The organism is Shewanella sp. MR-4, assembly GCF_000014685.1.
In the GTDB taxonomy this organism is placed as follows: Bacteria; Pseudomonadota; Gammaproteobacteria; order Enterobacterales; family Shewanellaceae; genus Shewanella.
On the sequence record NC_008321.1, the window covers coordinates 2,919,630 to 2,943,477 of the forward strand.

Annotated in this window: 19 protein-coding genes; 6 read left to right on the forward strand and 13 right to left on the reverse strand. The window is 44.6% G+C overall.

Features of this window, described 5'->3' with window-relative positions; genetic code table 11:
• Window positions 1-39: 39 nt before the first annotated feature.
• Window positions 40-318, reverse strand: coding sequence for a peptidylprolyl isomerase (locus tag SHEWMR4_RS12915; protein WP_011623210.1), 279 nt, complete (start codon window positions 316-318; stop codon window positions 40-42).
• Window positions 319-497: 179 nt separating this feature from the next.
• Window positions 498-2,327 (reverse strand): DUF885 domain-containing protein, encoded by a 1,830-nt coding sequence (locus SHEWMR4_RS12920; protein WP_011623211.1) that lies wholly within the window; start codon window positions 2,325-2,327, stop codon window positions 498-500.
• Between the two features lie 80 nt (window positions 2,328-2,407).
• On the opposite strand from SHEWMR4_RS12920, the gene SHEWMR4_RS12925 reads away from it, so the two are divergent.
• Window positions 2,408-2,917, forward strand: a complete 510-nt coding sequence (locus SHEWMR4_RS12925) for a diguanylate cyclase domain-containing protein (RefSeq protein WP_011623212.1) — start codon at window positions 2,408-2,410, stop codon at window positions 2,915-2,917.
• 51 nt (window positions 2,918-2,968) lie between these two features.
• Here the strand turns inward: SHEWMR4_RS12925 and SHEWMR4_RS12930 are convergent, their stop codons facing one another.
• The 11 genes from SHEWMR4_RS12930 to SHEWMR4_RS12980 all read right to left on the reverse strand — a co-directional run bounded on the left by SHEWMR4_RS12930 (window position 2,969) and on the right by SHEWMR4_RS12980 (window position 18,582).
• Entirely contained in the window at window positions 2,969-4,216 is a 1,248-nt protein-coding gene (locus SHEWMR4_RS12930) for a tetratricopeptide repeat protein (RefSeq protein WP_011623213.1), read from the reverse strand.
• 2 nt (window positions 4,217-4,218) lie between these two features.
• Window positions 4,219-4,842 carry an energy transducer TonB gene (locus SHEWMR4_RS12935; RefSeq protein WP_011623214.1) on the reverse strand — a complete coding sequence of 208 codons (624 nt, stop codon included), beginning with the start codon at window positions 4,840-4,842 and terminating at the stop codon, window positions 4,219-4,221.
• Window position 4,843: 1 nt separating this feature from the next.
• Window positions 4,844-5,248: an ExbD/TolR family protein gene (locus SHEWMR4_RS12940; protein ID WP_011623215.1), complete on the reverse strand. Its 405-nt coding sequence runs from the start codon at window positions 5,246-5,248 to the stop codon at window positions 4,844-4,846.
• Between the two features lie 13 nt (window positions 5,249-5,261).
• Window positions 5,262-5,789 carry a MotA/TolQ/ExbB proton channel family protein gene (locus SHEWMR4_RS12945; RefSeq protein ID WP_011623216.1) on the reverse strand — a complete coding sequence of 176 codons (528 nt, stop codon included), beginning with the start codon at window positions 5,787-5,789 and terminating at the stop codon, window positions 5,262-5,264.
• Window positions 5,789-7,144, reverse strand: a complete 1,356-nt coding sequence (locus tag SHEWMR4_RS12950) for a MotA/TolQ/ExbB proton channel family protein (protein ID WP_011623217.1) — start codon at window positions 7,142-7,144, stop codon at window positions 5,789-5,791. Before SHEWMR4_RS12950 ends, SHEWMR4_RS12945 begins: the two co-directional genes overlap by 1 nt.
• Window positions 7,144-7,926: a DUF3450 domain-containing protein gene (locus SHEWMR4_RS12955; RefSeq protein ID WP_011623218.1), complete on the reverse strand. Its 783-nt coding sequence runs from the start codon at window positions 7,924-7,926 to the stop codon at window positions 7,144-7,146. Before SHEWMR4_RS12955 ends, SHEWMR4_RS12950 begins: the two co-directional genes overlap by 1 nt.
• A gap of 779 nt (window positions 7,927-8,705) precedes the next feature.
• Window positions 8,706-9,920 carry an IS4-like element ISShes6 family transposase gene (locus SHEWMR4_RS12960; RefSeq protein ID WP_011623219.1) on the reverse strand — a complete coding sequence of 405 codons (1,215 nt, stop codon included), beginning with the start codon at window positions 9,918-9,920 and terminating at the stop codon, window positions 8,706-8,708.
• A 1,197-nt stretch (window positions 9,921-11,117) separates the two neighbouring features.
• A complete protein-coding gene (gene tnpA / locus SHEWMR4_RS12965; protein WP_011623220.1) occupies window positions 11,118-11,552 on the reverse strand; it encodes an IS200/IS605-like element ISShes8 family transposase in 435 nt (144 codons plus the stop codon).
• Between the two features lie 167 nt (window positions 11,553-11,719).
• Entirely contained in the window at window positions 11,720-14,443 is a 2,724-nt protein-coding gene (locus SHEWMR4_RS12970; protein WP_011623221.1) for a TonB-dependent receptor plug domain-containing protein, read from the reverse strand.
• Window positions 14,444-14,720: 277 nt separating this feature from the next.
• Window positions 14,721-15,929 (reverse strand): porin, encoded by a 1,209-nt coding sequence (locus SHEWMR4_RS12975; RefSeq protein ID WP_011623222.1) that lies wholly within the window; start codon window positions 15,927-15,929, stop codon window positions 14,721-14,723.
• 220 nt (window positions 15,930-16,149) lie between these two features.
• The gene (locus tag SHEWMR4_RS12980) at window positions 16,150-18,582 is read right to left on the reverse strand and encodes a DNA polymerase II (RefSeq protein WP_011623223.1); all 2,433 of its coding nucleotides are present in this window, start codon (window positions 18,580-18,582) and stop codon (window positions 16,150-16,152) included.
• Window positions 18,583-18,722: 140 nt separating this feature from the next.
• Here SHEWMR4_RS12980 and dinG point away from each other — a divergent pair, with 140 nt between their 5' ends.
• The 5 genes from dinG to SHEWMR4_RS13005 are packed head-to-tail and all read left to right on the forward strand — an operon-like array spanning window position 18,723 to window position 23,847.
• Window positions 18,723-20,795 carry an ATP-dependent DNA helicase DinG gene (gene dinG / locus SHEWMR4_RS12985; protein WP_011623224.1) on the forward strand — a complete coding sequence of 691 codons (2,073 nt, stop codon included), beginning with the start codon at window positions 18,723-18,725 and terminating at the stop codon, window positions 20,793-20,795.
• A gap of 9 nt (window positions 20,796-20,804) precedes the next feature.
• Window positions 20,805-21,578 carry a sulfite exporter TauE/SafE family protein gene (locus SHEWMR4_RS12990; RefSeq protein ID WP_011623225.1) on the forward strand — a complete coding sequence of 258 codons (774 nt, stop codon included), beginning with the start codon at window positions 20,805-20,807 and terminating at the stop codon, window positions 21,576-21,578.
• Window positions 21,569-22,237 carry a primosomal replication protein gene (locus SHEWMR4_RS12995; protein ID WP_011623226.1) on the forward strand — a complete coding sequence of 223 codons (669 nt, stop codon included), beginning with the start codon at window positions 21,569-21,571 and terminating at the stop codon, window positions 22,235-22,237. The genes SHEWMR4_RS12990 and SHEWMR4_RS12995 overlap by 10 nt, the downstream gene beginning before the upstream one ends.
• 9 nt (window positions 22,238-22,246) lie before the next feature.
• Window positions 22,247-22,939 (forward strand): DUF2057 domain-containing protein, encoded by a 693-nt coding sequence (locus SHEWMR4_RS13000; protein ID WP_011623227.1) that lies wholly within the window; start codon window positions 22,247-22,249, stop codon window positions 22,937-22,939.
• Window positions 22,940-22,944: 5 nt separating this feature from the next.
• Window positions 22,945-23,847, forward strand: coding sequence for a histone deacetylase (locus tag SHEWMR4_RS13005; RefSeq protein ID WP_011623228.1), 903 nt, complete (start codon window positions 22,945-22,947; stop codon window positions 23,845-23,847).
• Window position 23,848 lies beyond the last annotated feature (1 nt).

Sequence of the window (23,848 nt, forward strand, 5' to 3'; positions counted from 1 at the left end):
TGGCAGCCAAACGCTGCCATTGTCTCGGCAAGAAGACGATTAACCGCGGCTGGTGACTTCGAGTAAGTGGTAACCAAACTGGGTTTTAACTGGACCTTGAACCACGTTTAATGGCGCACTGAATACCACTTCATCAAACTCACGCACCATCATGCCTGGGCCGAATGAACCTAATTCACCACCTTGTGCACCCGATGGACATGAAGAATGGGCGCGGGCGATTTGCGCAAAATCGGCACCGTCGAGGATCTGTTGTTTAAGTGCTTGGCACTGCTCTTCGCTGCTCACTAACAAATGTCTTGCTGTAGCCTGAACCATGATAAAACTCCCTGAATAATCCTGAGACATTTGCCCCAAATATCATATGGTTCCCGTTTTTATGACTGAAAACGGGATGTGAATGTTGAGTATAAAAACATTCTGTTTAATTAAAAAGTCTTAAACCGCGCCGTCATTAATTTTGTTATCGATAACGGCGCAGCAGAATTGACTCAGTGTTAAGCCTTAGTCGCAGCAATCCAACGGTCGATCTTCTGCTCCATCACCGCCATAGGTAATGAGCCAGAGGTCAGGATCTGATCATGGAAAGCCTTAAGGTCAAACTTATCACCCAGGGCTTTTTCAGCACGCTCACGTAGGGCTAGGATTTTTAGCTGGCCCACTTTGTAGGAGAGTGCTTGACCCGGAATCGCCATGTAACGTTCAACCTCGGCAATAATATCCGACTCGGCCATGGGCGAATTATCCTTCATATATTGAATCGCTTGTTCGCGGCTCCAACCTTTGGCATGTAATCCCGTATCCACCACCAAACGCATCGCACGCAGCATTTCGTCTGAAAGCTTACCAAAGTACTGATAAGGGTCGCTAAAGAGCCCCATTTCGATGCCTAAGTATTCAGCATACAGCGCCCAGCCCTCTTCGAAGGCGGTATAGCCACTGAAACGTTGGAACTCAGGAACGCCTGTTAGCTCTTGCTTAATGGCGATTTGGAAATGGTGGCCAGGCGCGGCCTCATGTAATGACAAGGTCGTCATACCCCATTTCGGCTGAGCTTTTAGGTTATAGGTGTTGATATAAAACACCCCAGGACGGCTCCCATCCACAGCGGGTGATTCATAGGAAGCACCCGCAGCAGATTGCTCTCTAAAGCTTTCAACCGGTTTAACCACATAGTCGGCCTTTGGCATTACATTAAAATACTGTGGCAATACTTGGTTAATCTTATCTTTCAACACCATATAACCATCGATTAAGCCTTGGCGATCGCCATAGAAGTATTGTGGCTCAGACGATAAAGAGGCAAAAAAGGCTTTTAAGTCACCTTTAAAACCCACTTGCTCACGCACTTTGTCCATCTCAGAAAGAATACGTGCGACCTCATTCAGGCCGATTTGATGAATTTCATCCACTGGCATGGTTGTGGTGGTATGAGAATTGGCTAAATGCTGATACCAAGCCTTACCGTTTGGTAGACCAGACCAACCGTCCGTCGCGCGGGACTTAGGCAAATAAGTCTGCTTGAAGTAATCGCGCAGCCCCGTTAATGCAGGCACTAAACGCTCATTAATCATCGCCTGATAACTTGCTGTTAGCTCTGCTTTATCTTGATCCGAAAACCCTTCTGGGAAGTGATTAATCGGTGAATAGAAAATACTTTGGCTAGCATCTGTTGTGAGCATGGCATCTAGCTGTGGAATAACCCGCTCGACTAACACGCGAGGTAACACCACTTTGCTGGCAATACCTTCGTCCATACGATTTTCGGCCAATTGGATCCAATCAATAAAGCCGTTAACGCGCTGCTCCCAGTTACGATAATCCTGCACTGTGTTAAACGGCTGCGCACTCTCACCACTACCCAGTTGCACCATAGTGATCACAGTACTGTAGAACTGGCTGATCGGCATAAAGCGTGATGGGTAAGTTTCATCGACTAAAGCCATTTCGCGGTCATAAACAAACAGCGCGTAACTGAGTTGTAAATCGGCTGGCAATTGCTCAAGGTCAATCGCCCTCACTTGTGCTAAATAGCGGGTATTAAGATCATGACGCGCCTTAAGATATTCCTCGGTCAAGTCTCCGCCGAACTGCGCATTGTAGTCATTAACACCGACAAAAGTGGCGTAAATCGGCTCTAACTTTAAGTAATCTTTAAAATAGGCATCGACTAAGGCGACGTATTTAGACTCTGCGGTTTGAGTTTCAGTTTGCGCCGAAGCGGCTTGGGTCGAGCCTTCTTGTACCGCAGCCGTTGTTTCCGGCTTTGAGCAGCCTTGTAAAGCAAACACTAACGCTATCGTTCCCGCCAATAAACTTAATTTCATCTTTTATATTTCTCCTTTTGGGTCCGTGATAGCCAAACTCTTCCTATACTTAGTTCAAAGTCTGCTTACGGGATTCATCTATGATCTACTCATTTCGTAACTCAGGTTTTAGGGATCCTGAAACAGGGGTCTATAACCAAACCTATTTCATGGAAGTATTCAACCGAGAGTGGCACAGGCACATACGTGAGCAGCAAAGCTTGGCGTTATTGTATCTGTGCCCTCACATTCATGAAACCGTCAAACAACCCCATTTACTCGAATTCTTTACTAAACAGGTACAAGAAGCACTGCTACGGGCGACAGATTTGATTGCAAGGTTAGATCATAACCATTTTGCGTTAGGACTTTTCAATATTGATGAGGAAGGTACTGAGGTGGTGTTAAAGCGCATAGAACAACATATTCAAGAGTTTAATCAAGAATTTGGTAAAAATCACAAACTGAAAATTGACTATAAGCTCGCAGCTTGTTTGTGCCTACCCACGCAAGAAAGGCGAATTGAATCTTTGTTTAACAATGTCTCTAAGCTGTCACTGGAACTTGAACGGAATCAGCAACAATCCCAAGTGCTTATCAAGCTGCAATAAAGAAAAAGCCCCTTACGGGGCTTTTTAGATCTGCATTGCGAATACAGTGAATTACAGTTCGACGTTATGCATACGTGCTTTCTCTTTAATATAAGAGATATAGCTGTTTGCACTCTTCTCAGTCTTCTTATCCTTCGCAGCTAATACAGCGCGGTTATAAGCAGACTTGTACTGTTTCAAACTTAAATGGGCTAACGCCAATTCGAAGTTTGCTTCACCTGGATGGTCAATACCTAAAGAGACGGCTTTTTCAAGCACTGGAATCGCTTCAGCATATTTCTCATTCAAGCTCAGTAAACGGCCTTGTTTCAGATACAGCTTGCCATCATTGTTGATGGCAGCCGCTTTTCCGTAAAACTCAGCAGCTTCTTTAAACTCTTTCGCGTTTTGGTAGAAACCAGCCAAAATCTCATAGGATTTAGCATCCTGTGTGATCAGACCTGACTTCATGTTTTTCTCAAATACTTTAGCTGCTTTATATGGCGCACCTTTTTGAGCCATCAGCTGAGCTAAACGAGTGATGTTAGCTCCAGTATCCAAGAAACCATTACGGTAAGCCAAATCATAAGTCGCTAACGACTTATCATAGTCTTCTACCATCAGATAAAACTGTGCTAACTGAACCCATAATCTGCCATCATCCGGGAATAAAGGCACCATGACTTCTAACACACCAACGGCTTTTTTATACTTCTTCTGGTTGAAGTAAGACGTCAGTTTCATCTGATACAGACCTTTATCAGGAGCCTCAGCAAGTGAAAGGCCTTTATCAGCCACTTCAATCACTTTGTCCCACTGTTTCAGTTCTGTGTAAGCAATACCGATACGACGATACATTTGAGAATCAGCCTTACAAGTGAAGTCCATCCACTTGTAATAGTAAGGAATCGCTTCCTTAAACTTCTTCTCTTGTAACAATAAGTCGGCATAGAGGCGCAATGTTGCAGCATGATCAGTACCACCTAAAATATCAGCCTCAACTGCTTGTTTTAGGTATTTGATCGCGGTATCCATCTTGCCTTTTTCGGCATAGAAGTTACCGAGCATACGCGCAACATAAGCTTTATCGAAATCGTTCTTTGGGTTGGCTTCTAACAAAATAGCAATAGCTTCATCAAGCTGGCCATTTGTATAAGCTTCAAAGGACTTCTGAACCTTCTTAGCAGCACTCTCGCCTACCGCTTTAGATTGACGCTTATCGATTTCACATTTCTCAGCCGCTACAGCCGAAGAAACAGATAATGCGCCACCACAAAGAGAGAGCAATAACGCAACTGCGATTTTATGAGCATTACGCATTGTTATTTGCCTCCTTTATCTAAAGTGAAGTCGAGTTGTACTGTCATGCCTGGTTGCTTAAGTGGCTTGCCATCAACAATCTTTGGCTTGTACTTCCACTTCTTCAGTGCGCGGATTGCTTCTTTATCGAATAAACGCTTCGGTTCAGCGTTGATAATTTCAACATCATCAACACCACCTAACTCGTTAATCGTAAAGCGCAATTGCACCCAACCTTCCTTACCATCACGTGCTGCTGCAATTGGGTATTGTGGCTCGATACGAACGATAGGTGTTGCATCACCATCGCGAGTCATCATGTTACCCAATTTGAAGCCACCAGTACCGTGACCACCAGCTTCAACACCACCCATATTGAACGACATAGACGTATCAATATTTGATGAAGTGTCTGGTGGCGTAGTATCAGGCTTCTGTGGTTGCTCTGGTGGTGGTGGCGGCTTAGGCACTACCCTTGGCTTATTCTGTGCTTTTGAATCCTGTCTATCCATGGTGATTTCAATTACAGGGGTCTCGGCCGATGTTTCAGCGCGTTGCGCCCCACCACCGACCAAGAACGCCATAAAAGCGAACAGACCAAAAGTCACAGCAGCACCAATAATGATTGATACTAGTGCTCTTAGCATATTAATCGTTCCCCGCAGATACCGAAATCTTATCTATACCAGCCGCTTTGACCTGGTCTAGAACTTTAACAACTAAGCCGTGTTGCGTATCTTTATCCGCCTGGATCAGCACAGCTGCTTCAGGCGCTTCAGCTAGCATACGCTCAACGTTTGCAGTTACACGCTCGATATCAACCTGACGGTTTTCCATCATGATCACGCCAGTTTTGCTGACGCCGATAAAGATGTTAGCCGAAGGCTTAGAAGTCGCTTGTGAAGCTTTTGGTTTGTTATAGTCCAAACCAGATGGTTTCACGAATGACGTTGTTACAATGAAGAAGATCAGCATGATGAACACGATGTCGAGCATCGGTGTCATATCAATTTGCGCTTCCTCGTCTACACTGGAATGCTTTTTACGTGCCATGTTCAATCTCTCTCTAGTGGTGCGGCATGCTGTCTTTTAGCTTTTCTAAGCTGATTTTCATTTTGGCATCAAGGCGAGTACTGAAGAATACTCCCGATAATGCTGCAACCATCCCCGCCATAGTGGGCATTGTTGCCATTGAAATACCAGCCGCCATTAAACGAGCATTACTCGTCCCCTGAACTGCCATCACATCGAACACTGAAATCATACCGGTAACAGTACCTAACAAACCTATCATAGGACAAATCGCTACTAAGGTTTTAATGACCAGCATACGTGCATTCAAATCTTGCTTCGCTTGGGACAGCCAAGCTTCACGGATACGGTGTGCATACCAAGAGGTGGTTTCCTCTCTTGCATCCCATGCAGCTATGATTGCTTTATGTTGCTTTGGTGATATCCAATTAAGATACCAGTAACGCTCAAGCATCAATACCCACATTAAGAACAGCACAAACGCTACTAACCAGAGGACGTCGCCTCCGGAGGCCATGAAGCCCCTGACGGAATCCCATATGTCCATCAGGTAGATCATCATTAGTCAGCCCTCTTCTCAGCGTGCGCTGCGATGATACCAGCACTTTGCTCTTCAAGAACTTGCACGATTGACTTGCTACGAGCAACAACAACTGCGTGCATTAACATCAGAGGCAGAGCCGCAACCAGACCTTGAACTGTAGTGATCAGCGCCATAGAAATACCGCCAGCCATCAGTTTTGGATCGCCAGTACCGAACAATTGGATACTTTGGAAGGTTGCAATCATACCGGTTACTGTACCTAACAGACCCATCATAGGTGCGATAGCGGCCAGAACTTTGATGATTGAAATGCGAGACTCTAACGCTGGCGTTTCTTTCAGAATCGCTTCGTCAAGTTTTAGCTCTAACGTTTCAACGTCAACGTCTTTGTTCTCTTGATACACTTTCAGGATACGACCTAATGCGTTGTTACCTGGCTTATCAATGTTCTTACGTTGGCTGTTAACACGAGCGCCGATGATAGTCATAGTCACTAAACGTTCGATAGAGATCAACAGACCTAATGCTAACAGAGCGATAATGATGTAACCGATAGTACCACCCGCTTCTAAACGATCTTCAAAGCTTGCTTTGTTAGTGAAGATGTTTAACAGCACGCCACGAGCTGGGTCGATGTAGAATGGCGCAGTACCAGAAGTGGTTTGTTCCCACTTACCTACTGCACTAACTTGGTAACCTTCAGGCTGTTGTGATAACTCTTGAATCAGACCTAACTCATGGTTGTAAACAACATACTTGCCATCAGCAGTTAAGTTGTAAGTACCGATACGGTGAATAGTGGTGTTTTTAACACTACCGTCGATACCCGTTACAGAACCTTCGAATTTAACAACCTTACCAGATTGTGCCATTTCGAATAATTGTTCTTGCCAGAATTGCTCTAACTCTTCGATTTTTGGTAATTGCTTACGTGCACCTAAATCAGCGATGAATTTATCACGATTTGGGTATTGAGCACTTACGTTTGAGCTCGCTAACTTACCAGCGAAATCGCCCGCTTCACCTTTAACCACACCGAACATCTCACCCAAGTCACCTTGAGCAGTTTTCAGGTCTTCTTCTAACTGAGCAATTTTACGCTCGTTATCTAAGAAAGCTTGGTTCAGGTCTTTGCCACGTTGCTTCTCAGCCGCTAAAGCATCTTTTTCACGCTTTAACAGTGCCGCTTTATCGCCACGCTCAGCTTGGAACTCTTGTTCACGTTTGCTGTTAACTTTGCCTTCAGCAGCGCGATCAACTTTAACTTGCTGCAATAATTGATCGATGGTCTTAGGCGCATCAGCAGCGCTAACCATACCAGCAGTTAAAGAAAAACTTGCAGCTAATACAGCTGTAGTAATTAACTTCTTCATTATTGTGCAGTCTCCGCAGCAGGAATTGGTAACGCGAATAGATCTAGAGCGCCTTGTTTACGGGCAATGCGGATACCTTTTGTCAGTTCACGCAAATAGCTGTCATCTAACTTATCCCAAGCCTTAGTTTGAGAGTTGTACATCCAGCCAGTCTTTTGATCTAAGCTCTGTGCGTATAAAGCAACACGACCTAAGTTAAAGAAGTCTACTAATACTTCTTTACCATCTAAGGTCAATTTACCTTGGTTAACTGCAACAGCACTACCGTACTCACGCTCGATGCTGTATGCATCTAGGATCAAACGGTATTTTTCAGCCAAAGTCACTTCAGCTGTGTTTAACAGTGTTTTTAACTCTTTAACGCGGTTAGCACGAACTTCAGAGTTGAATGGTAAATCTAATTGAACGAACTGTTCTAAAGACTCAACCATTTTAAACATTAAAGGCACAACGCCCTGACGCAGTTTATCTACACCGTTAATGTCATTTTGAATCGCGTCCATTGTTTTTTGTTGATCAGCAACTAAGCTGGCAACGTAATCGTTATATGACTTCAGTGATTCACGCTCGTCAGCAACTGAACCATACTCAAAGAGCATGTCTTGTGCTTGATCGAAATACTTATCAACATTCTTTTGCGACGCAGCAGCATCAGCATGGATCATACTATCCGCTTTTTGCACGTCGGTAAGAGGATCTGCAACTACTAAGTTGCTGCTCGCTAATGCCAGCACGCCAACAAGTGCAGTAGCGATTTTTGTTCTATTGCTTACCTTGGACATAGTTCCCAACCAATTTGAAGTGAATAAAAAGTTAACTTAACAGCAACATCACTTAAAGCAAGACCTACTTTAGCAAATGCTTACCGTAAGTGTATCTTTCTCTTGTGATTCTTAGTTTTTTCTTCCCTTTCCTATGCCTTTACAGGCATAGACCCGCTGGCATCATTTCACAAAATGTTGACCTGTGTCAACATTCGAGACACGTAAAAACTTGTGTAAAGAAGTCTTAGTTATGAATTTTTTTACGAAAGGCGTTTTTTTGAGCACAACAGGAAGATTAATCATAGTTACACCGAGTAAAACGAAGATAATTCTTATATAAACAGTTAGATAGAAAAACTCAAGACTTAAGAATGTGCAAATTGATCACATCTAAGCCTAAATATACGAACTAATCCTACTTCAATAGCTATTAATTAAGCGCTACACTTATTTTTTAGCACAGATAAGCTCCGTTTTTATTAGAGTTAGTTAGATATCTAATATTTGTTTTTTATATAGATTAAACTAAAATGCTATCGGACTGACTTAGGAGCACTAACCCAAAATTTTTCCATTTCCGACCCCAACTACAAAACCATAGGCGGGAAAACTAAAACCAACTCTTAATTAAATCACCACTAATTCCCTAGACCTCTTTTTAGTTAGATAGGCTAGCTAAAAAGAGGTGTTTAAGTACCATAAACAAAACCCTGAACAATTAAAGGTCTAAGCAGTGTAGCAAAGTCACAATTGCCTACCATTATGTTGCTGTCGCTGCTCAGCGCTGTAGGATCCCCTCATAATTCATAGCCCCAACAACCATGAGTCAATGAGAGTTGGGCTAGTTTCTTCGCAGCACAAAGTAAATCATCTGCTGATATGGGGTAGTCATGTCGTCGCCGCAGCAGTTCTTTGCCCATCCTGATTGTTGATAGCACATTCCTTTTCTTTACCGTGTTGGCTTGGAAGTGCCGCTGTAGTTGCTGTGTTTCTCCGTATAATCCTACCCACCAAAATGCCAGTTGCACCAATAATGCTATCAATAGCAGTATGTCCATCCTCGCCGCATAACGTGTGCTGCTATGACGTAAACCAAAGCCATAAGCGGGGCTTTTTAAATCTCTAAAGGTTTCTTTTATTTGCATCCGTTTTTGGTAAATATTAACCAGTTTTTGAGGCGACATGGCTTCTATGGTCAAGTTGGTCACCAGTGCCCAAGGCTCTTTGGCTGTCAGTTCATACGTCCATTGCGCCGTATGGTGACAGTCAGTTGTCGTACTTCGCTGACCTTTTCTGCCTTTACTTGGGGCTCTGAACAACACCATCTCGCATAACAAGGGTTTCTTTACCGATAACGCCACCCGTCCAACATGTTTTGCACGACAACTGGCTTTGGGATAAAGCGCTTTTAGTGAAAATTGGCGACCAGAAGGATGCGGCCGATAGACACTTAATCCTCTGACACGACCCAGCCAATACCAACCGAGCTGCTCGACTTTGCGAAACCATGGATTACGGAAGCCCGCGTCAGTGACTATCAGCGGGGTAATGTTATCAGGTAACACTTGTCTGAGTTCATTCAGAAACTGATTATGCGCAGTTTGAGTGCCTTGCAGGATTAACGGAAATGTTCGCTCGTAGAGCGTGATAGAGCGGCCTTTGATAGCAATAGAGGCGCGTAGTGCAATCAGCTCACGACCTTCACGCATATCTGACCAATCCACTAGTATGGTCGGCATAGTATGAGTAGTCAGCAGCCACTTTGCATGCCACTGATAAATCGCCAGTCTTTCATGGTGAAGGTGCAGGTTGCCCAATAATCTATCCATGCGTTTTATTGAGTGTTTTGTATGAGTGCTGGAGCCATCAATGTGCCGCCCTAAATGGGTTAGGGTGAGACAATCCGCATTGATGAGGGCTTTGCAGGCGACCATGAGTGTATTCAGTCGCTTTTGATGGATTTCTGGACAATGTTGATAGAGAGATTGATGTAAGGTAGTTAACACTTGCACCTTGATGCCCTGTGATTGATGTTTGTTCGCACTTCCATCTGATCACACTTCAAGGTGCAAGTTCACTCTAATTTAATGATTTATCTGAAAATCATCAGGGGATTCTTCAGTGCTCAGCGTTCAGGGGCCCCCATAACTTTTCTGCTTGAATTAAACGCTATCGGTAAAATCTGAAGGGCGCCTTCTGCAGTCTGCTTAGCACTCTGAAATTAGACTATTACAGTAAGGGCTTAAACGAGTTACTGAAGAACGTGCCCCGTTAAAAAGCCGCAGCGTATTTCGCAAACATCCCTTAATTAGATACGCCTTTATTCAAGAGCATCAGCACCGCTACTCTGTACGACAGCTGTGTCAGCGGTTTGATGTTCATCAAGTGAGTCTAATGCAGGAAAAGCTGTACCAAATCGAAGCGACAACCTGATTGATGAGCAACTCACATGTCAACTCCAAAAGTCTTAGCTTTAGTCTGGCGGGTCTTCTATGGATGCCGTCAAGATTATTGAGATCAGTGTCATCTTAGCGAGCAATACGATATTAATCGTCTACATACCCTGCTGCCAAACAGTACGAAGAGCACAAGTTGACTATCGCAAGCCTAGGCTCGTAATGGATAACAGAAGGCGGTAACGCCAAATCCTTTAGAACGATAACTCAATCAGATAACACTCAAAAAACTTGAGTGAGAGATATTACATACACCAAAAACATGAAGGCTGATTGCCTTTAGGTGTGCTAATGGACTTGATTTCACGTCGTATCATTTGGGCAAGAACTCGCGTTAGATGCCTTATTATTACGGTATGGCACCATAAACCTGATGTGGTTCATTCAACTAAGCGAAACCAATACACGAGTCACTATTAGAGCTAGTTTCAGAGTGCCCATGCTTTAGAAGGTAGCATTACCGTCTGGGAATATCCATGATAACGCTGAAGTGGAAAGCTTTTTCAACCACTGAAACTTGAGAGGAACAAGCGGAACGCTCCAATAATGGACTATAGCCATTAGAGCATGAATGCCTATATTTTAACGAGTAAAAAAGTCGCTTAGTGAGTAAGTGGAAACTCACGTAACACTTATACAAGTAGCTTTGTAGGACTAATAATAAAACTTACTATTCAGGTATTAATAGTATCAAAGTAAAGAATCCACCTTCTGAAGAAGGTGGCTTTGTTTTAACCCCCTAAAAGGGGGCCTTTATTCAAGAGCAAGTTGACCCTGCTCTTGCCGCTCTACTTTCTCTTGATGCCTAACGTATCTACGGATTATTTCCTCGTTAATTCCAATCGAATCGACGAAGTATCCTCTCTGCCAAAAATGATTTCCCCAAAGTTTATTCTTACGTAGGTAAGGAAATTTACTGAATATTTTCAAAGCTACCTTACCTTTTAACGCCCCCATTAAATTCGATATAGATATCTTCGGAGGTACCTTCACCACTAAATGGACATCGTCAACTTGAACATTTAGCTCCATGACTATGCATCCCATTTGATGGCAATAAACCTGAATGCATCGATAAACCTCTTTTCCGACATTACCTTTCAATATCCGAAAGCGGTACTTTGGTGTCCAGACTATATGATATTGACATCGCCAGAACACATGCGATGCTTGCTCGTATCTACTCATGTTATTTGCCTCTTTTGACTTCGCTAAAAATCAAAGATGCATTTAACATGGGTAGGTATACAGGCAAAGCCTCAAATGATGATAACCACCTACTGAAGTAGGTGGTTTTGGGCTAAAAATAAAAATACCAGCTCTAAAGAGCTGGTATTTTTCAATTAAATCTTAGTTTAGAACTTAACGTTCACTTTAGCATACCAATACTGGCCTGCAGTGTCGTAAGAAACAGGGATAGTATTCATGTCTTGGTTATTAGTAATATATGGTGCTTCTTGGTCAAATAAATTACGAACACCCACCGTCAAAGCTGTATTTTCAAAGACATAATAAGTACCTTGAACATCGTGATACCATACAGCATCAGCAATATTATCTAAATTACTAGCACTTGCGTATAAATCTTCACCTTCAGATTGGTAACGAGTTTGCCAACCCACTGACCAATTATCCATTGTATAAGTTAAATTTAAGTTTGTGCGTAACTTAGAGAAAACTGCAAGAGTTGTTTCCCATTGATCCGCTGCAACTTTTCCTGCAGCTTCGACTTTATCAGCACCATCAAATGGTGTGTAATCATACTTCTCAAGGTATGTTCCATTTAAGGTTGCTGAAAAACTACCACTCATTAAATCAGTTTTATAAGTAAAATCGAAATCATAGCCAGCAGTTTCAAATGTTGATAAGTTAGCATTTGTCAATAATACCCCTGCAACAGTACCAAGTGCAGAGCGGTATGGTGAGGTTGCATGTGGAGCATCGCCAGTTAAACTTGGCCCCTTAACAAATTGGCACAATGGACTAGAGAAGTTTTCAGAACTCCAACAACCATTGATGACGTTATCAGTACCAGCAGTTCCAATGCCGTTTGTAATTTCAATATTGAAATAATCAACGCTCATAGTAATACCAACATCATGGCTATATACAAAGCCAGCAGTAAAACTATCAGATTCTTCTGGTTTTAGATCAGGGTTCCCGCCTACAACTGTACTAGACTGGTCGGATGATAGCGTAAAGTTACCAGGTAATCCTTCCGCGGCACAGTTTGCCTTAACGATGGCAGATTGCGAACCTGTGGCATACTGTTTACAAGGTTCAGTATATGCTAAGTTTGTTTCACTTTGAGGAGAAAATAATTCACCAATACCGGGAGCCCTGAAGCCTGACGCTATCGTAGTACGTAGCATTAAACCATCAACAGGAACCCATTCCAATCCAAATTTAGTATTCGTTGAACTATCGTCCAAGAAGTCAAAATCAGAATAACGAACAGCTGCCGTTGCACGTAATGATTCAGCAAAAGCGACGCCTTCTAAAATAGGAAGGTCTAACTCTGTATAAAGCTCATTCACAGAATATTTACCGGAGGTTGGCTCACCTGCAACAGAATATATTTGACCAATTGATGCAGCACCATCAGGTGTATTCGAGTACTCTTCCCAACGTTTTTCAAAACCCGCAGCAAACATAATTTCACCACCAGGTAATTCAATTCCCACGCCACCAGAGATGTTACCTTGTAATTGACGTGTTTCACCACGCACGACAGGTGAGTTAGGTACTAACATGTATGCTAACATTGCGTCAGTAAGCGTATTTTCTTCTAATATATTCCATACTCCAGGACAATCAGAGTCAGCCGCACATAAATCAGGATCTAGCATTGTATCCACACGAGTTGGGTTAACTCGACCGGTATCTAAGCGAGTATCAACATAACGAGCAAAGTTATATGCTAAATCCCAGTCATAATTACCAAGAGAGCCCTCAAAGCCAAACACCATTCTATAATCAGAAAAGTCTTGAGAAAATCCTCGGCCACCAGTTTCAGATAAACGGCGTACTACGTAAATATCTTCACCTGTGACGTTGTAAGGATTAGACGCAGGCATTAATGGTCCCCAGAAAGTTCCTTCAGGAGCCATTAATTGATCAGATTGACGGTTAGTGAAACCACCTTCAATAAAAGTAGACAGTGTATCTGTTATTTCATATCTTCCCGCACCATTAATACTAAATACTTCTTGTGGTGTTACCATGTAACTAGCTGGAGAGAAGTTATATGCATCTTTTGTAGGATCAAATAAACGAACTTGTCCTGTTGTTTTATCTTTTACATAGCCATCTGAGGTTGGAGTTCCATCCGCGTAAAAAAACTGCCCTTGCGGAATAGTGCCAGAACCACCACAATATTTACCGTTAGCATTTTCAGAGATTGGACATGAAGAAAAATCACGGTCTCCCTGCCCAATAGCCTTACGATCTGTATATTGCAGAGATAAAACTACGTTACCACGTTCAGACGATGTTCCAGTTGTTAGAGAAAATAATGTTTTATCACCATCACCTTCACCAGTAATGTCATACTGAACATTAAATTCGGCACCTTCGAAGTTCTTTTTGGTAATAAAGTTAATTACACCAGCAATCGCATCAGAACCATATACCGTCGAAGCACCATCACGTAAAACCTCAATACGCTCAACATATGCAGTAGGAATGGAGTTTAAGTCTCCAGATGCAAATCGACGACCGTTAATTAAAACTAACGTACGACCTGAACCTAACCCACGCAATGATGCAGTCGCATAGCCACGGCTACCATTGTTAACCGAGGAGCCTTCGGCACCACCGTTGATTGCAGGAATATTCTGCACAAAATCTTCTAAAGTTACTGCCCCAGAAGCAGCAATATCCTCCGAAGAAAACACAGAAATAGGGCTAGCAGTTTCTAAGTCTGTACGTTTGATGCGAGAACCTGTTACTTCAATTCGTTCAACCTTCGCACCATCTTCATCAGCTGCAAATACTGCTGGTGCATTTAATGTTGTCACTGCCACACCGCTAATCAACGCTAAACGCACTGATTTCGCAAGTAAATTACTCTTATGCATTGTCTATCTCCCTGGACATCATATGTCATTATTATAATCCGCTCTGTTTACGAGCGGTTTCGAACAGGGGCATCCCAAGAAATTATGGTCCACTCCACAAAAACAATAAAATCACATAGGCGAAAGCTTTGCAACAAAAAACAAACAACTGGAACAAACTTAATACACATTTCTCAGGAATCAGTTCTTAGTTTTGTAACAAAAACGCCAGTCATTGCTGACTGGCGTTTTTTAGTACTGAGTTATCTAACATCTACTCAATAGTTAAATCTGAGGCTTATAGCGTATAGCGAATACCAATCGCGATGCCGTCGTCCTCTGATAATGACATTCTGGCTTCTTGTGCTTGATCGGCGCTGGTAAAGTCGCTGTAGTCTTTACGTGCTTCGACATAAAGAACTGTGTTTGGATCCCAAACAAAGTGTAAACCTACAACCACAAACTGACGCTTGAACACATCGTTAGGATCGGCGTTAAAGTTTGGTTGAATAACATAGTCTTTACCAGCATCCAGAATGTTATAAGAAACAAATGGACGTAAACCGTTATCAAACTTGTAAGAAACTAAAGTTTCAACACCGTAGGCATCTTTAATCAAACGGCCGATGTTGTCGGTATCATGGTTCTCTTCTTTGTGAACGTTCGCGGCAGCATATAAGCCATTCTTGTCGAAATCGCCCCAGGTCGCACCCACACCGTAGATTAAATCAACAGCGGTTTTTTGCTCACCATTACCATAGGCAATATCAAATTCACCACGGTTGACACCCGCCATCAAGCTGAGTTTTTCGGTCGCTTTATAAGTCACCGAACCGCCATAGGTGTAATCATAGGTAACTTGTTGTGCTTCTTTCTTACCAGCGTTCCATTCAACTTCACAGGCTTCCTCTGTGATATTCTCAATATCACAAGTGTAGAAGCTGCTGTTTTTCAATTGCGCCTGAACCGCAAAGCTAACATCACCTATGCTGTTACGGTATTGAACGACTTTATCACCACGACCAACGCCGTTTACCGCACCGTCATCTTTGTTAAAAGTGTAAACACCAGCTGAGTTACCATCCCACACAAAACCGTAGTTAGTGTTATAAACCACGTCATACCAAGCACCCCATTGTTTACCAATGGTGATAGTACCGTATTCATCGTGGCTTATACCTGCATAACCTAAACGATTGTAGAAAAACTCATCTTGCACAGATTCAAAGCGGTTGTTATAGACAATGTCGCTGTTGCCAACAGGGTTCACACCCCATTCCAATTTGGCAAATGCATTCCAACCATGGGTTAACTCACGGCTGAAACCAAAATTAATTCGAGAAGCACCATTAACAACTTCAGTTTCACCTTGGGTATTGATTACGCGCACATCAATAAATCCACCAATTTCTACTGCATTTTTATCATCTTTGTAGATTTCGATTGCAGATACTGATGGAGCGAGAAAGAGTGCTGCTAGCGCAGTTGCTACTAACGTTTTGTTCATTTGGTGCTTAACCTTTTCGTTTATGTTTTATCAACGTCATTCCGTTGTTATATTTCCTTACAATTTCCCAGTGAGAGTAGCAAATTTTCATTACACTCTCCAAGTGAAACCTAAAAATTATGTAGAGAAACATCACAAAAACTACGCGCTTAACCTCTACAAAACAGGTTAAAACACTACAAACCTCCTAAAACAAAACACAAAACACACAAGCAAAACACTAAATTAACAACAGCTGTTTAGAGGCAATCTGTGTGTAATTTAATTTCATAATTGAAAAAACTGGCTCTGCAATAGGAGTAATCTGCTTATCAACGTAGTATTGATAATCAATTGTAGACGATCTATACGAAACTGGTTCAGGACCGTTTACAGTGATCACATAATCAATCTGCGCGCCTCTCTTGCCATAGGATGCCTTTCCTGTTAACTCACAAAGCTGACGTGCGACTTTCACATGGGGAGAAGACTTGGCAGTGTATTCGTCTAGATTACGGCGCATACGTTTGCTAAAAACTAACTCATTATCACGCTTCCCAGCCTGCAGTTCGCCTATCACGTCCGTCAAATAGCCACTTATATCCCGTTGATTAAACATACGTTCGTAGAGTTCGGCTTGCACCTTTCGCGCCAAGGGGCTCCAATCACTGCGAACCTGCTCCATCCCCTTAAAAGTGATTTCTAGCGCACCATCCTTATTGCGCCAAGCACCAACATAACGCTTCTTACTGCCCTCCTCCGAGCCCCGCAGGGTCGGCATAAAAAACTGTTCGTAATGGCGTTCAAACTGCAATTCGAGGAAGCTTTCTAGCTGAAAATCCTTTGCGATTTTACTCTGCCATTGCTGATTGATTTGCGCAGCAATCTGTTTACCTAAGGCATTAATATCACTGAGATCTGGCTCTGGGCCTAAATAGACGAAGGTAGAGTCAGTATCTCCATAAATCACTTGATAGCCCATCTCCTCGATCCAAGCTCGGGTTTGCTTCATGATTTGATGACCACGCATGGTGATGGAGCTTGCCAGTTTCGCATCATGGAACACACAGCCTTGGGAACCTAAAACCCCATAAAGCGAATTCATAATGATTTTAATCGCTTGCGATAAAGGCGCATTCGCCTCCCGCTTGGCTTTTTCTCGCTGTTCGGAGAGGTTCTGAATAAGTTTTGGCAGGATCGGTTGCTGCCGATTAAAACGAGCGCCTAAAAAGCCAGGAACAATTTCAGCCTCATCCAAAGCCTGTTCCTCACTGTTATCCAAGCCTTCAATTAATCCCTTAGGATCTATCAAAAAAGTCCGGATAATTGATGGATAAAGACTTTTAAAGTCAAACACTAAAATATGCTGGTAGAACCCAGGGACAGAATCCATCACATAACCGCCAGGGCTTTCAATTCCTTGGCTGGCCGGCTCTGCGGGCGCAACGAAGCCTGCTCTATGTAAATGCGGTAAATACAGATGATTAAATGCCGCGACTGACGCACCTACGCGCCCGAGTTCTAACCCCGTTAACTCGGCGCGAGCAAGGGCAAAGTCCCACAATTGAGTATGCTCGAAGATATCCCACACTAAGCGGCTATCGGTGAGATTATAATGTGCAAGCCCTTGTTTATTTTCGGCAAATAGCGCATCAATCTCTTGGGATCGATTTTCTACATCATGAATCGCTTTGCCTTCACCGAGTAAAGTTTGGGCAACAAACTCCAAGGAGAAACGTTCGAATTGATAAAAGGCCGCCTTTAACCAATCGATACCATCGAGCACCACTCTTCCCGGCAAGCTTAAGGTTTCTGGCCGAAATTTATTTTCAACCTTCCATTCGAGAAGCGCGCCACCGCGGCCGATACGCAGCGGGATCCGGTGCAGCAACGCACGCCGATATAATAGGGCCAAATCAAAGGTCACCACAGACCAACCAATGATCACATCGGGATCAAACTCAGTAAACCAAGCGATGAGACGATGGATAAGCGCCGCTTCATCGCTCACCCATTCGATGTAGATTGCAGCATCAAGCTGCGGCTCACCCACCATAATGACTTTTTCATAGGGCTGAGATTGCGCATCGCGCCCATAAAGGGCCACGGAATAGAGTAATCCGTCAAAACTGCATTCAAAATCGAGGGAGATTGAACGCAATTTTATTTCTGGCTGCGGCGCAACGGCTTTCGCGCGTACAGCGCTAAAAATGGGCAATTGTTCATCTATGCCAGCGTTGCTGACAAAATGCCCTAAAAATGCCACATCGAGCGCGACAAAACGCTCGATTAAAAAACGCTGCTCGGGACGGATATCCGCCTCAAATAAGGGAATGCCAGCATCCGTCGCTATCCGCTGTAAGTGACGATACACACTGCTCGACTGGGCATAAATCGCCGCCACGGATTGTCTTTTAAAGCTTTTAAGTGCAAGCGGTACAAAGCGCAGTGCCTGCCCCGGCGTTTGTAACTGCAATGCCGACATATCGCTTTGATGACAAAAACAAATGTACTCAGAGCCAGGTAACTCCACCAGCACAGGGCCTGAAACGGTGGCGAGATAATACTGCAGCACAAGCGTTGCACCACGCGTAATAGCATGGCGCGTGAGGACGCGTCCCTGTACACTCACTGGCGCAGCCGTTTCAGGCGTCAGACTCTCGGGGGGATTCAACTGCGGTTTCACTCTAAGGCTCTCGCTGCTTATTGATTCTCGGGACACAGAATAAAATTGCCATAAAATGGCAGAAAAGTTTCTTAGGCTATGCAATCACTGTTATTATGTACAGCATTAATTCGATAAAGTAGTGCCGCATGTTACCTGACAACGTAAAAAACCAGATCCGCGCTATCTATAAAGATATTGCCGCCGCTTTGCCTAATTTTAGGCCACGCCGCGAGCAAAATTTTATGGTGGCAGAAATCTCTAAGACTCTTGCTGGCGACTATGACAAAGATAGACGCATCATAGTGGTCGAAGCGGGTACGGGGATTGGTAAATCATTGTCTTATATTTTAGGCACCATTCCGCTTGCACTTGCGAGTAAGAAAAAGGTCTGTATCGCCACAGCAACCGTGGCGCTGCAGGAGCAGTTACTGCACAAAGACTTACCGTTTTTTCTCGAACAATCAGGGCTAAACTTTCGCTTTGGTCTGGTAAAAGGGCGCCAGCGTTATGTCTGTTTATCCAAACTTGCCATGCTAATCGGCGATGATAACAGTACCCAAATGGCCATGTGGCAAACAAAGCCAGATAACAGCCAAATTGCCATGTTGCAGGAGCTGCTAAGCGACTTTAATGAAGGCCGCTGGAACGGTGAAATCGATACGTTATCGACACCGATACCGGACCATCTCTGGCAACAAATCGCCTGCGATAAACACAGTTGTCATCGGCAACTTGCCAGTCATCGTAATTGCCCGTTTCACAAGGCCCGCGAGGATGTGGACACTTGGGATGTACTGATCGCCAACCACAGTTTGCTGTTTGCCGACTTAGAGCTGGGGGGCGGGGTGATTTTGCCCGATCCCGAAGACGTATTTTATGTCATTGACGAAGCTCACCACTTACCTATCGTCGCCCGGGACTTTTCTAGCGCACAGGCAACGCTTAGAGGCGCCGCCGACTGGCTCGAAAAAGTCGGTAAGACCAGCGCCAAGTTACAAAATCAGATAAAGAGCAACAATATCATTGCCCCAGCGCAGGCGATGCAGGATCATATCGGTGACTTAATCGCTCAGCTCAATCAAGTCGCCCACTTCTGTGATACCCAGACCAAGCAGTTTGCTAATCCTGAGAGCCGCTATCGGTTCGAACACGGCAAATTGCCCGATGCACTGAAAATCCCCGCCGAGAATCTCGCGGCCACCTCCAATCTTGCCCTCAAGCAATTTAACAAGATGCAATTATTGCTGGCTGAGGCGATCAAAGATGGCGACATTCCTAAGCACCAAGCGGAAGCGCTACAGGCCGAAATGGGCTTTATGTTGCAGCGACTCGAAAACCTGCAAAAGCTCTGGAAAATGATGGCAAAGGAAGATTCTACTAAAGGCGCGCCCCTCGCCCGCTGGATTGAATTGCTCACAGGCAAACAGGTCGATTACTTGTTTAGCGCCTCGCCGATTGAAGTTGGTTTTATGCTCGAATCCATGCTGTGGCAAAAGGCGGCTGGCGTCGTGCTGTGCAGCGCAACCCTGCGCGCGCTGAATAACTTCGACCATTTCGCCCATCAAGTGGGATTATCGGTAAAGGACGGCAGTCGTTATCTCGCCCTGCAATCGCCCTTCGATTATCCGAATAACGCCACGCTCTACTTACCTAAGATGAAAACCGAGCCGACGGACGATGCCTATACCGCAGAGCTTGCCGAGCACATTCTAGAGCTGATTGACGGCGAAATGGCCACCTTAGTGTTGTTTGCATCTTACTGGCAAATGGAGAAAGTGGCCGAATTGCTTGAGGGCAAACTCACGCAGGAAATCCTTATTCAAGGAAATGCCCCACGCCAGCAATTGCTTGAGACCCACAAAGCCAAGTGTGACAAAGGTGAGCCGAGTATTTTGTTCGGCACGGGCAGTTTTTCTGAAGGTCTAGACTTACCCGGAGATTACCTCACCAACCTCATCGTCACTAAGCTGCCCTTTGCGGTGCCGACATCGCCCGTTGAGCAAGCCCATGCCGAGTATGTGAAAATAAAGGGCGGAAATCCGTTTCTGCAACTCACCATTCCAGATGCATCGCGAAAGCTTATCCAAAGTTGTGGTAGATTACTGCGTAAAGAGCAGGATTATGGCCGAGTCACTATCCTTGATAGACGATTAGTGACCAAACGTTACGGCAAATCCTTGCTAGACGCACTGCCCCCCTTTAGACGAGTCATTGAGTAGGATTAAGATTTGGAGTTGTTACTCGAGCCCAGTAACTGGGCCCTGTTGGCTGTCATTGGCTTAATTGCAGGTTTTATCGATGCCGTAGTCGGTGGTGGAGGCCTGCTCTCCATTCCTGCCCTGCTCACCCTCGGGATCCCGCCCCACACCGCCTTAGGTACCAATAAATTTGCCGCCAGTTTTGGCTCCTCCATGGCGGCTTGGACCTATTATCGCCAACATCTGCTCAAACCCAGTTTTTGGTATATGGCGTTTATCGCCACCTTTATTGGTGCAGTACTCGGCAGTGTGTTGGTGTACTTGTTAAATGCACAGTGGCTTGAAAAAGCCTTACCACTGCTCATTATTGGCATCGCGATTTACAGCCTGCTGAGCCCAAATGCCATCTCGGATACCGATTGTCAGGCACCAACAAAAGCTCAATCTAAACTCAAACAAAGTCTGCAAGGGCTCCTGCTGGGTGGTTATGATGGTTTTGCCGGCCCTGGCATTGGCGCCTTTTGGACTGTAAGTTCAGGCGCTTTATACAAACTACCGCTGTTGCATAGCTGCGCGCTTGCCAGAGCCATGACCTTTACCAGTAACTTAACGGCGCTGGCGATCTTTGGCTTTCTAGGGCAAGTCCATTGGCAAATCGGTTTGTGGATGGGGTTATCTATGATGCTCGGCTCCTTTATCGGCGCCCGCTGCGCGATAAAATTTGGTATGCCTTTTATTCGGCCTTTGTTTATATTAATTGTCCTGTCAATTGCCGCTAATCTGGCATGGAGCGCATGGTTTTGAACACTTCGCAGCTAATCAGCACGTTGAAAAATCAGCTCACAACACTTGAGCAAGAGGTACTGCAACATGATAGTCATCTTGCGCCGAGCCAGCGTAAACTTCTGCAGGATATTGAGCGCTTTAATCAGTCGCTGTTTATTCAAAATGGCGCCCAACTGATGCCCTGCATTGAACAAATTCGTAATAGTATCTGTCAGTTAGAGAAACAAATCGCCCTAAAACTCGCGCCGCAAACCATCGCCTTAAGCTGTGAACGTATTCAAGACCGTTTTACCGCGGTTAAACGAGCACTACTGACGACCTCAATCGATATAAAGTCTAAAAATCAACAACGTGCCAGTAAACGCGCGCGTTTTGCCCAACAACAGACCCAATCGCACCAAGCCAGTGGGTTTGCTTGGATTGCCAGCAATGTGTTACAAAATAGCCACGAAATCTATGCCGAACTGAATAAGCATCTGAATTGGGCTAAGAAATTTGAACAAAAAATTGCAGAAATGGAATCAAAACTTGAAAACTGTCATAGTGCTGACAAAATCCGTTTGCAAAATGACATCCTTTTGATGCATCGTCGTTTGGGTAAATGCAGGCAAGCCATCAGTTATATCGAAGATCGCATTCAAGCATTCGAACGTCCGCATCAGAGTCATAATCGTTAAGGAGCAACAATGAAATCACTTTTGCCAATCAGCAGCCTGCTAGTGCTACTCGGCTCTGCCTCAGCCTTTGCCGCAGATCTGAATATCCCTATGTCCTTCGAATACCTTGCCCTCGATGGCAAAAAAGTCGAGTCCAGCGTATTCAACCATAAAAGCAGCTTAGAGTTGGCGCCCGGCACTCACAAAATCGCGATCCGTTACCATGAGATGGTTGAAGACGATTTCAGTGACAGCCAGACCTTCGTAAAGTCTTCCCCTTTTATCGTGACCTTAGAAGTCGACGGCGATCATCAATATTATTTGCAAGCCGCTGAGGGCAAGGTCATTAAAAAGCCTAAAACCTTCGCTCAAAATCCTCAGGTCGTATTAACCCGCTCTGACAAAGGTCAGGTGAATTACAAAGTGACAAACACCGACATTGAAGAAGAGAGCTTTGTCTCCCGTCTCTTTAGCGGTAACCAAGCGGTAGATGTGTCAGGCACTGCAGCCGCAGCAACGGGCGCAGCAGGCACAGCGGCGGTTGTTGCCACGCCAGCCCCCACTTCTGCCCAGGCAGCTGTGAACGCCACCTCATTAACCGCTCCGGTTGATACTTCTAAAGCGGCTGGCGCGAATCCACAACAGATGTTGCAATACTGGTGGTTACAAGCCGATGAGAAAACACGTAAAGAGTTTATGAGCTGGGCTATTTCACAACTCTAATCAAGATGATCCCATTGGTTTATCACGCCAGCTACTCCAAGCTGGCGTTACCCTCCCACCACCGCTTTCCCACGACCAAATACGCACGCCTTTATCAGTATCTGCTCGATAATCAACTGGCTGTACCGGCTCAATTCCATACTCCCTCGCCGATGACGGCAGAAGATGTAATGCAGGTGCATCAGCAAGATTATGTCGAACAATTTATCCAAGGCAGCTTAGCCAGTACGGCCTTAAGACGCATCGGCTTTCCATGGAGTGAAGCCTTAGTCGAGCGCACTTTACACTCGGTATCGGGGACGAGTTTGACCGCACATTTAGCCTTGCAAACGGGTATTGCCCTTCACTTAACGGGCGGTTATCACCATGCACACTATGACTTTGGCAGCGGCTACTGTATTTTCAACGACTTGATTATCGCCGCCCGCAAACTGATGGCCGAGCAGCAATTACATAAGGTGCTAATTTTTGACTGTGACGTGCATCAAGGTGATGGCACAGCCACCCTCAGCCACAGGCATCAGGGCATTATCAGTTGCTCCATCCATTGCAAAGAGAATTTTCCCAGTCGTAAACAGCAGTCACACTATGATATTGAACTGACGAAAGGTGCAGATGACAACGCTTATCAGGAAACCGTCGAACAGACTCTCGAACTGCTGATTCGACTCCATCAGCCAGATCTCATCCTGTATGACGCCGGCGTCGATATTCATCAAGATGATGACTTAGGGCACCTAAAGATCAGCAAGCAGGGATTGTATCAACGTGATCTAACCGTGTTATCGATGGCAAAAGCGGCAAATATTCCTGTTGCGGCGGTAATTGGCGGCGGCTACAGCCGAGACGAACTACAATTAAGCCAAAGACATAGCCAACTTTTTATTGCAGCCAACCATTTGTGGTAGC